Raw genomic sequence first — 9,853 nt, 5'->3', positions numbered from 1 at the left:
GGGGCGCACGGGCTTATCGCCAGCGTCATCACCTGGATGGTCGTCAACGCGGTAAAGACCTTTTTAAGCCGCCGACTGAACGGGCTGACGGGGGATACCCTGGGCGCGATGGAGGAGATCGGTGAAATGGTCTTCCTGCTGTCGCTACTGTGGGTCTGATGTATGCGTCTTTTTCTGGTTCGTCACGGTCAAACAGCCGCTAACATCAGCGGCGTATTTTACGGGAGTACCGATCTGGCGCTCTCACCGCAGGGCATTGCCCAAAGCCAGCGTGTTGCCGGGTACCTGTCCGGGGTCGCGTTCGGGCACGCGCGCGTCAGCGCGCTGCAGCGTTCGCAGCAAACGGCGCGGCTTATCGTGCCGGCAGCCCATGAAGTCCACGTCGATCCGCGGCTTAACGAGCTGGATTTTGGCGAATGGGAAATGCGTCACTTCAGTGACATCGAAAAAGAAAGTCCCGCGTCGTGGCAGCGCTGGATGGATGACTGGCAAAACGCAACGCCAGACGGCGGCGAAGCCTTCCCGCATTTCGCCGCGCGCGTCAGGGCGGCGGCGGATGAGATGAGTCAGCTGCAGCAGCGCGAAGACATGCTCATTGTGGCGCATCAGGGCGTGTTGAGCCTGCTGCTGGCAACCTGGTTAGGGATGCCCGTGGCGGCGATGTGGCATTTCCCGTTCAGTCACGATGCCTACACGGTCGTTGAAAATCGGGGCGGGCATTGGGTGTTACGGGTATTTAATGGCAGAAGCGTTTGGCAAACAGAAGAGTGAGGGTGATGAGGATGGGGACAGTGAAGGCGCTGGCGGCGGCCATCAGACCGCTTGATAAACAGAAGATTCAGGCGGCCTCAAGGCATGTTGATGGCTTAATAAAGCCGACAAACAGCCTCGGTCGGCTGGAGAGTCTGGCAATACAGCTTTCGGGAATGTGGGGCATCGACAGGCTCGATAATCTGCAAAAAGAGATTATCGTCATGTGCGCCGACCATGGCGTGTTTGATGAAGGCGTGGCCGTGACGCCGAAAGTGGTGACCTGGCTTCAGGCCGTCAATATGCAAAAGGGGTTGACCGGAGTGTGCGTGCTGGCCCGCAATAGCCAGACGTCTGTACTGCCCGTTGACATCGGTATTGACGGCGAGCCTATCGACAATATGCTCAGCCTTAAACTCTCGCGCGGCTGCGGGAATATCGCTCAGGGACCGGCGATGAGCCGTCAGGATGCCGAGCACCTGCTGCTGGCGAGTGCCAGCCTCGTTAAAAAACGCGCGCAGGAGGGGATCTCCGTATTTGGCGTAGGCGAGCTGGGTATTGCCAATACGACGCCGGCCTCGGCAATCATCAGCGTGCTGACCGACAGCGATCCGCATGATGTGGTAGGGATTGGGGCCAATTTGCCGCAGGACCGGGTGCAGCATAAGGAAACCATAGTCCGGCAGGCGATACGCATAAACCAGCCGGATGCGCGCGATGCGGTTGATGTGCTGGCCAAAGTCGGCGGCTATGACCTGGTGGGCATGACCGGGGTGATATTGGGCGCTGGCACATGCGGACTGCCCGTGGTGTTAGACGGTTTTCTCTCGTATGCCGCCGCCATCGCCGCCTGTCAGATTGCGCCAGAAGTGAAGAACTACTGTATTCCCTCTCATTTTTCCGCCGAAAAGGGGGCCAGGCGCGCGCTGGAGCACCTTGGGCTGGCGCCGTTTATCCATCTTGACATGCGTCTTGGCGAAGGGAGCGGTGCCGCGCTGGCTATGTCTATCGTCAGTGCGGCCTGCGCAATGTACTGCGAGATGGGGCAGCTGGCGCAAAGCGGCATTGAGTTGCCGGTTCCGGCATGACGGAAAGCGTTCAGCTTTGGGCCAGTCATCAAAACCCCGTTAACCTGGCATTCTGGTGTTGAGGATACGACGTCGATACTGCAGCGGCGTCTGACGCATCATCTTTTTAAAGCAGGTGATGAAATAGGTCACCTCGCTAAACCCGACGGCCAGGGCAATGGCGTCAATTGTCTCGTCGCTGTACCGTAACCGATCGCAGCTGCTTTTTATCCGCCGGGTCAGCAAATATTCGTGGATGCTGCCCCCGGTCTGCTGGCGGAAGATGCGTGAGGTATAGCTGCGCGAAAGCCCCAGGTCGTGCGCTAGCTGGTCGAGCGAAAACTTGCTGGCATAGTGGGCTTCGATCCAGCTCATAATCCGCGAGGCGACGGTCTGCTGGCGCGGCGGGTAGGGCTGCGGCTGCTCGGGTAGAAATGTCATGAGCTGCATCACCAGAAATGCCACCTCGCAGGCCTCGGTCTGCTCGTTGCCCTCCAGGCGCTTAAACTGCTCAAGGATCCTCTCGATAAACGCCGCGTGCTCGCTGAGATCGTAGATTTGCGCGGGCAGATTGCTGGCGGCCAGCGCGGCGAACCGGGCCTGATGGCGCGGGAAGGCGCTGAGCGCGCTTTCGACGACCGCTTGCTCAATGTGCATCGTGGTGCGGTGATAGGGGTTCTTATCGCTATGATCGACCTGCACCTTGTGCAAGCGGAAGGGCGGGAAGATAAATAATCGCCCCGGACGGGCGGTGTAGTGCTGATTATCCACCACCACGATGCCGTAGCCGCTGGAAATATAGAGCAATTCAACGCACTGATGCCAGTGGTAGTAAATCGCGCTGGTGGTGGACATGCGGTTAAAAGAAATGGCCTGCCGATCGAGCGTAATGCGTTCCAGCAGCTGCGTTTCACCCATTTTACCTCCAGGACAACAGATTTAAATTTTTAGGCCATCATTTGTAATTTATCCCCTTCGCGACCTACAAAATCCAGAAAAAATGAAATAGCGGTTTCCCTCCAGCACACATGCATTTTGATGCTCTGTCGCGTATATCACTCTTAACAACTTGAAAGTGAGAGGCTTATTCGGAAAGCGGTAAATTTCGATTGATTTTCGCATGTACGCGGAGATGGGCGGCACGTACACCCAGTACCAGCTTGCGGGCATCAACGACAAGATCACTCTTACAAGCCAGTGGCTGAATGCTGACGGCGATCCGCTTCGTGCTGCCGATGTGACGGCCTGCAATTGACACGACAATACGAATGGAAAATTGCCCAACACTAAGTCAGTTATGGAAATGATCCGCGCCGGGGAACTGGAATAAGTCTGTTATTTTGACATATAAAAACCGCCTTCATTCAGGCGGTCTTCTTCTCTGTGTTTCGGCTTTGGAAGCTCAAGCAACATACGTACTCTGACTAAAGCTTTTGCAATAACTCAGCGTTGGCATTACGTGTCATTATGAAAGCGTTGTAGATGCATGTTGCAGACCAACCCAATGCCCAAAGTGTTTTATCTGTAATTTCAGTATTAAAATTTCTGTCATTTAAGCGGGACATAAGCCGCCTTTGTGAGCCATCAGGATTGGTGGCCTCAACATGTGACCAGAAGCTAGTGTTGCCAATGAAGCTTGGATGAGCAATATCACACAAAAACTCATAAGCTTGCATTAAATCTTCAGCACCGGGAGACTTAGCAAGCTTCTCAAGAGAACTCATAATATTTGTTTGTTTTACAGAGTTTTCGTTTAGCTGGTATCGAGTTCCCCAAATTAACTTAGCAACTAAATTTTCTAAATCATTTGAGAAAGTGAGCCTATCAGGAATAAAAGTTAGTTCTTTGAAGCTATTTTCTAATTTATTCGCATTAAGTAAAAACACAGTCGATAACTCAAGCAGTGAGCGTGCCGCGACAGCAGGAACAATGACTTCTCTAGCGTTTAATCCATTTAAACAGGATCTAACTAATTCATTCGCTCGCCACCACGTCATCACAGCATGGGCTTCTATATTCCGAGCTTGATCAGTCCAGAAAATTCTATTCAAATCACTAAGTGATGTCGCGGATTTTGACTGTTTGGCAATAGAATCCACATCAGAAAATCTCCAGCGGTATTCATCCGGTAAGTCTTTATCAAGATTCAGAAAGTTTTGAACCATCCTTTCTGAGTCTTTGACACAAAAAATCGTACTCTCTGCGCAATGTGTTATCAACCAATCACTGTAAATATGCTCAGTCATAAAAACCTCAACTATTACTCTTGCTATGTGAAGTGCTTCAGAAAACTGAACCGTAAAGGAGCAGCATACCTGTAAAATTGGTGATTTATGGAGTGATAAAAACACTTTTTTGACGTATTAGAGACGCCAGAAAAAAACAAACCCCGCTCGATGGCGGGGTTTTGCTTAGGAGTCGAAAGGTTCTTCTATCTCAAATATGCTACACGGCAAATCTAATTTACTGATAACCGCACGTCTGTGTGGGTGAACATCAACATCATTCCCCCATGCATAATCATCCCACCGCTCATAGAACTCATCCATGTTCGATACTTGGTACAGTGGCCAATTCAGTGAGTCTATCGTGGCACGGGTACCATCAGCGATATAGACGTTGTAGTTAGCGCTTAATGCCCAAGTAAGCATCACCTGCCAGAAGCGACGGCCAGCACCGGTCTGTTCTTCGTCAGAAACCACAATGTCATGCTCGCTCAGCAAGAATTCGAAAAACCGCTGAGGTAATCCACGAACTACAGCATCATGGCGTGGGTCAGGCGTTCTCCATACCATAATCTGTGTGCATGAGCGACGAGGATAGGCGTACTCGGTGTGGAACTTAATCTCCACCGCATACACAGTGATTTTTTCGTTATCTGCGTTGCTAGCGATGAGTCTGTACTGATCTCTAGTTTTCGACTTAACAAACTCGTAATCACTAGGCACGCTAAAGCCAGGCAGAACGAACGGTGCTACCCCTTTGTCCAAAAAGTCCTGTGTATGGACAACGTTACGACCGATCACCAACAGTTTTTTGTTGAAATCAGCATCATTAATCAGCAACGGCATAGGCTTAGTTGTTTCTATCCTTGAGTGCATCGTTCCCTCCTTACACGGGTATGTGGAGTTCCGATAGTGACTACAATCTGTATAAACAGCATACCAAAGTAAACGTATTTTGTTAAATATCCCTTGTTAGCTGCCTGTAAAAATCAGATTACTATACCCTTCATTATTTATTGTCTCCCCTTCAGCGCATCCATAGCGCCCTTCAGGCGACCTGTATGAGGCTCATTACAGTAGTCACTGCTGGTGAGTTGTATTAGTGGTATACACGGAAGAAACAAAAAACCGCCTTGTGGCGGTTTTTGGCTACTTCTACGATTGTTATTGCCACACAAATTCCGTGCGACACAGGGCTAAAATCTGGAGTTTAGAGCTACTTTTTGCTTCCCGCAGGATGCAGGTCAGCGAAGTAGTCACGAACGGTTTTGCGAACCTTACGCTCATGAGTCCTTCTTCTAAATACAACACGAGCACCAGCAGAACCAGAAGAATCATCTTCTACCGTACGAGTACGCGTTAACCCTGTTTCAGGGTCCTGATATTTAATCGCGATAGAAATCGAACGGCTATCGACTCCCTCATCGAGCAACTTCTGAAGCTGATCAGCGGCTGAATCAACAGCTCTTTTAACTACAAGCCCACGCCTGGAATGAGTAGGGGTTATAGTCGGGCCTCGCTGTATTGAAGGGTCGTTGAGCATCTGAAATATGACATGTTGTACGTTTTCTGACTGCTTTCGTGAAGCAGCAATGCCATATCCAATTTTTTTAAGCCTTGAACCCAAATCTGCAGCTGAATGTTTTTCTTCAAAGGATTCTAGTAAAGCGAGCATTTCAGGCGTATCAAGAGCGAAACTCGATTTGGTTTCAAATTTGACTTTAGATGTCGTCTTCGAAGCTGAATCCTGGAGACCCATAACCTTAACCATATCATCCATAGAAAGCTCTGCAGCTCTATGGTTGATAGCTTTAACTTCCTCACTAACGTTCGGTCCGAATGCATCGAACAGCGTAATTGCGGGAGTTGGTTTAGTGGTTTCAGTTTTAGCAGACATGTGCACTCCTCAAATCGGACAATTATTATACACCTATGTGCGCAAGATCGCTAATGTCTGCATATGGGCAATGATGGGAAGCGGCCCAGTCTTTCAGAGACACGTTGTAAACCTCGTTCACCACATAGTGCCCTTCGTTTTCAGGGTCTACCTGGCGATGATATACATTGAGTGTGAAACGTCCTTCGTACTTCGCAAGCATATGTTCAATAGTAGCTCGGCTCTTAAAGAAATTTTCCTTTAGTATCTCTAACGGAACCTTGCGTGACCTGGCTTGAGCAAAAGTCCATGCGTGCTCCGGGTCAAAATAGACATAGTTCAACATCACTTTGTATCCCATACTCAAGGCCAGATCAAAATTCTGCTCAGCGTTCCTTATGCTTGAAAACGTGGAGTCCATAACGATTTGATAACCTTTTTCAAGGGCTTCCTTATAAATATAATCTACCATCCTTGACGCCGGTCGCTGGTATTCAAAAGCGTTCGCTTCGTTGTAGTAAGGGAACCACCAGCGAAAATCATCGGCATCAATTCTAACCAGGTTGTCGAATTGGTTATCTTCGATAAGCCTGTTTAAGAGTTCGGTTTTTCCTGCCGCAGGTGATCCAGCCATGAATAAGACATGTTTTGCATTTGCTACTTTTTTTGTTGTTACATGCTTGAAAACAAGAGGGCGTATTGCTTTACCAAAATCAGGTAAAAGTTTCTCTAAGCCTTTATCCATTAGTAATCCATACCGTGATTTTTTGCTATGTCTGACAGTAACATACCTCATTTATCAATTTAATCTACAGTCCCTCAGTTGAATTTCACGAATTTTGCGACAGCCTTAACTTTAGTGCATCAATAGCGTCCTTCAACCGTCCGGTACGCGGCTCATTACTGAAGTCACTGATCCCCGGCAAATCATTATCCCTCCTGTGCTGCAGATAGGCGTATTTGCGTGCCTGGCGCTCGATGGCTTCACGTTGCTGTTGGCGTTCCTGGTTGGCCAGCTGTGGCTGGCGTGGGAAATGACCGGCAAAGCGCATTATCGCGAAGCCGCCGAGCGCTATTTACCGTCGTTCGCCCGGCGTATTGAGCAGCGTATCGACACCGCAACGCACGATCTCGGGTTCCTCTATTCGCTCTCCTGCATCAGCGCCTGGCGGCTCACCGGCAATGAAGCCGCTCGGCAGTCGGCCCTGCTGGCAGCCGAGCGCCTGATGGAGCGTTTTAACCCGACGGCCAACATTATTCAGGCGTGGGGTGATTTAAACGACCCGGAGCAGCAGGGGCGAATGATCATCGACTGCAATATGAACCTGCCGCTGCTGTACTGGGCCAGCGAACAGACCGGGGATCCGCGCTATGCGCAGGCGGCGACGGCTCATGCAGGACAGGCCGCGGCCTATATCGTGCGTGAAGATGCCTCGACCTATCACACTTACTATATGGACGTGCAGACGGGCGAGCCGCGCTTTGGCAACACCCATCAGGGCTACAGCGATACCTCGTGCTGGTCGCGCGGCCAGGCATGGGGCATTTACGGCTTCCTGCTCAGCTATCAGCACACCGGCGATAAGCAGATGGTTGAGCTGTCGCGCAGCCTGGCGCATTACTTCCTCAACCGTCTGCCGGAAGATGATGTTTGCCACTGGGATCTGGCGCTGCTCGGTACCGACGCCGTGCGCGACAGTTCAGCGGCGGCGATTGCCGCCTGCGGCCTGCTGGAGCTGGTTAAGGCGCTGCCGACGCTCGACGCAAACCGTGCGTATTATGAAGAGATGGCGCTGCGTATCGCGCTGTCGCTGACCGATAACTACCTTGCTCACGACGACGATCCGACCGAAGGGCTGCTGCAGCACTCGGTTTATCATATGGGCAGCGGTAAGGGGGTCGATCAGTGCTGTAGCTGGGGGGACTATTTCTATCTTGAGCTGCTGGCGCGGCTGCGACAGATTTGGCACCCGTACTGGTAATCCTTAAGCGCTTGTGCGTTTCGCCCGGCGGCGCTACGCTTGCACGGGCCTACAATGAATAGTGCAATATATTGATATGGTTACGGATTGTAGGCCGGGTAAGCGCAGCGCCACCCGGCAAGAAAGCGTGTGCAGACGGTTTACAGCCCGATCACCAGCTCTTCCGAATGGCTCCGCGAACAGCACAGCGCCACCTGCTGGTCCGTTGCGCTTTTTTCCGCCTCCGACTGCACGCTGTCCCGGTGATCCACCACGCCGTCAATCACCGGTGTCAGGCAGGCTCCGCAGATCCCCATTTCGCAGGACAGCGGAACGTCCACGCCGTTTGCCTGCAGCACCTGGGCAATGGTTTTGTCCGCAGGCACCGGCCAGCGCTCCCCGGTGGAGGCCAACTTGACCGTAAAGATCTCGCCCGCGACGTCGCCTGTGGCAGGGGACGCGGGCTGAAACGCCTCGCTGTGAAGATGGGCGTCATCCCATCCCTTCGCCGTGGCGACCTCACGCACTTTTTCCATAAACCCTGCCGGTCCGCAGACCCAGGCTCGCAAACCCGCTTCAGGCATGGGGAGATGCTCTGCCAGCGCTGTGCGCGGGCTGATAGTATGAATGATGCACTCACCGCACTGCGAAAGTTCGCGCGCAAACGCCGCGCTTTCGCGCTTCCTGACGTAATAGTGCAGCGAAAACGACGTGCCGGCGGCCTTCAGCTGCAGGGCCATCGCATACAGCGGCGTAATGCCAATCCCCGCCGCCAGCAATAAAACCCGTTCTGCCTGAACCAGCGGAAACAGATTGCGCGGGGCCGAGATTGTCAGCCTCTGCCCGGGACGCATCGTCTCGTGAACATAGCGCGACCCGCCGCGGGAGGCGGTTTCCCGCCCCACGCAGATAAGATAACTCTCTTCCTCACAGGCCCCGGTCAGGGAATACTGGCGCACCACGCCGCAGGGCAGGTGGACATCAATGTGCGCGCCGGGCTGCCACGGCGGCAGCACTTCGCCGTCTTCAGCCACCAGCCTGACGGCGAGGCTTTTGTCGCCCTCACGCCACAGCCCGTCAACAATTACGCTCAGCATAGCGGCCTCCGTCATACCAGGAAAAATTCGCCAAAGCCCATCTTCTTCAGTCCCCGACGGTAGGCAATTGAGCTTTTATCGGCGGGAATATGGGCTTCCAGGGTCAGGTCCAGCGGCAGGCTTTCCGGGCGCTGGGTTTCCACCATCAGACGGTCCTCTTCAAAAATGCGCAAATTGAAGGCATGCACGTCCTCCACCGGAATATGCAGGTCAAAATTGCGGGCGATAGGGGCGAACATGCGGGTAACGCGCGACGACACGGGCGAGGCTGCGTTCATAATGACCAGTCTCGACTCTTCCGGAAAATGAATCGTCAGGGTGGCGGTGAACGGCAGATGCATTTCAAAATGGCGCAGCCACTGGAAGCCTTCTGGCGCCTGGACGGGGGAACTGGCGGGATAGTTGCTCACGGAGCTCCAGTAATCCGCCACGAAGCCGAACGGCGTCTCCTGCGGCTGATAGGCGGGTACAAGCTGATTATTGGGATCGGCAAAAGTATCGGTGTGGATCCACGCAAAGTGCGCCACGTCCAGAAACCCCTCCACCTGTCGCCCGGCGAAGCCATTCACTTCAAACGCCGGGCAGTTGATCTGCTGAAATCCGTCGTCATCCCAGTGCGGCATGGTGGGCAGCGGCGCAGGGTTATCCGGATCAAAGGCCAGGCAGGTCCAGATAAGCCCGAACCGCTCCTCCACGGCGTAGTTAATCAGGTTCAGCTTCGCCGGAACGGGCTGGTCGGGGCTGGAGGGAATGCGGTTGCAGCGCCCGTCCTCTCCAAAGCGTAAGCCATGGTAGGGGCAGACGATCCCGTGCTCGTCGTGATAGCCGAGCGTCAGCGGCACGCCGCGGTGCGGGCAGACGTCACGGGCGACCACGA

11 protein-coding genes and 1 pseudogene are annotated in these 9,853 nt (G+C 53.0%); 5 read left to right on the top strand and 7 right to left on the bottom strand.

Going from position 1 to position 9,853, the window contains the following annotated elements:
- The first annotated feature begins 15 nt into the window (after positions 1–15).
- The 3 genes from DOU50_RS02675 to cobT are packed head-to-tail and all read left to right on the top strand — an operon-like array spanning position 16 to position 1,838.
- A complete protein-coding gene (locus tag DOU50_RS02675) occupies positions 16–159 on the top strand; it encodes an adenosylcobinamide-GDP ribazoletransferase (RefSeq protein WP_228117498.1) in 144 nt (47 codons plus the stop codon).
- A gap of 3 nt (positions 160–162) precedes the next feature.
- Positions 163–771 (top strand): adenosylcobalamin/alpha-ribazole phosphatase, encoded by a 609-nt coding sequence (locus tag DOU50_RS02670; protein ID WP_148768739.1) that lies wholly within the window; start codon positions 163–165, stop codon positions 769–771.
- 11 nt (positions 772–782) lie between these two features.
- The gene (gene cobT, locus DOU50_RS02665; RefSeq protein WP_148768738.1) at positions 783–1,838 is read left to right on the top strand and encodes a nicotinate-nucleotide--dimethylbenzimidazole phosphoribosyltransferase; all 1,056 of its coding nucleotides are present in this window, start codon (positions 783–785) and stop codon (positions 1,836–1,838) included.
- A gap of 39 nt (positions 1,839–1,877) precedes the next feature.
- On the opposite strand, the gene DOU50_RS02660 is transcribed toward cobT, so the two are convergent.
- Positions 1,878–2,735, bottom strand: coding sequence for an AraC family transcriptional regulator (locus tag DOU50_RS02660; RefSeq protein WP_148768737.1), 858 nt, complete (start codon positions 2,733–2,735; stop codon positions 1,878–1,880).
- A 202-nt stretch (positions 2,736–2,937) separates the two neighbouring features.
- Here DOU50_RS02660 and DOU50_RS23940 point away from each other — a divergent pair, with 202 nt between their 5' ends.
- On the top strand, positions 2,938–3,072 hold the full coding sequence (locus DOU50_RS23940) for a hypothetical protein (RefSeq protein ID WP_265589604.1): 135 nt from the start codon (positions 2,938–2,940) through the stop codon (positions 3,070–3,072).
- Positions 3,073–3,241: 169 nt separating this feature from the next.
- Here DOU50_RS23940 and DOU50_RS02655 read toward each other — a convergent pair whose 3' ends face one another.
- The 4 genes from DOU50_RS02655 to DOU50_RS02640 form a co-directional block, all read right to left on the bottom strand.
- Positions 3,242–4,063 (bottom strand): hypothetical protein, encoded by an 822-nt coding sequence (locus DOU50_RS02655; protein ID WP_148768736.1) that lies wholly within the window; start codon positions 4,061–4,063, stop codon positions 3,242–3,244.
- Positions 4,064–4,228: 165 nt separating this feature from the next.
- Positions 4,229–4,918, bottom strand: coding sequence for a hypothetical protein (locus tag DOU50_RS02650; RefSeq protein ID WP_228117497.1), 690 nt, complete (start codon positions 4,916–4,918; stop codon positions 4,229–4,231).
- A gap of 340 nt (positions 4,919–5,258) precedes the next feature.
- A complete protein-coding gene (locus DOU50_RS02645) occupies positions 5,259–5,939 on the bottom strand; it encodes a hypothetical protein (RefSeq protein ID WP_148768735.1) in 681 nt (226 codons plus the stop codon).
- A 25-nt stretch (positions 5,940–5,964) separates the two neighbouring features.
- The gene (locus DOU50_RS02640; protein WP_148768734.1) at positions 5,965–6,663 is read right to left on the bottom strand and encodes a zeta toxin family protein; all 699 of its coding nucleotides are present in this window, start codon (positions 6,661–6,663) and stop codon (positions 5,965–5,967) included.
- A 253-nt stretch (positions 6,664–6,916) separates the two neighbouring features.
- On the opposite strand from DOU50_RS02640, the pseudogene DOU50_RS02635 reads away from it, so the two are divergent.
- Positions 6,917–7,900, top strand: a pseudogene (locus tag DOU50_RS02635) (glycoside hydrolase family 88 protein); the annotation flags it as partial.
- A gap of 140 nt (positions 7,901–8,040) precedes the next feature.
- Here the strand turns inward: DOU50_RS02635 and DOU50_RS02630 are convergent.
- Both DOU50_RS02630 and hpxD read right to left on the bottom strand, forming a co-directional pair.
- Positions 8,041–8,976, bottom strand: coding sequence for a PDR/VanB family oxidoreductase (locus DOU50_RS02630; RefSeq protein ID WP_148768733.1), 936 nt, complete (start codon positions 8,974–8,976; stop codon positions 8,041–8,043).
- Between the two features lie 11 nt (positions 8,977–8,987).
- Positions 8,988–9,853, bottom strand: an 866-nt coding sequence (gene hpxD, locus DOU50_RS02625; RefSeq protein ID WP_148768732.1) for a molybdenum cofactor-independent xanthine hydroxylase subunit HpxD, incomplete at its 5' end; no start/stop codon positions are given.

The organism is Enterobacter sp. C6 (assembly GCF_008122455.1).
Lineage (GTDB): Bacteria > Pseudomonadota > Gammaproteobacteria > Enterobacterales > Enterobacteriaceae > Enterobacter > Enterobacter pseudoroggenkampii.
This window is presented reverse-complemented; position numbering and strand designations above follow the sequence as displayed.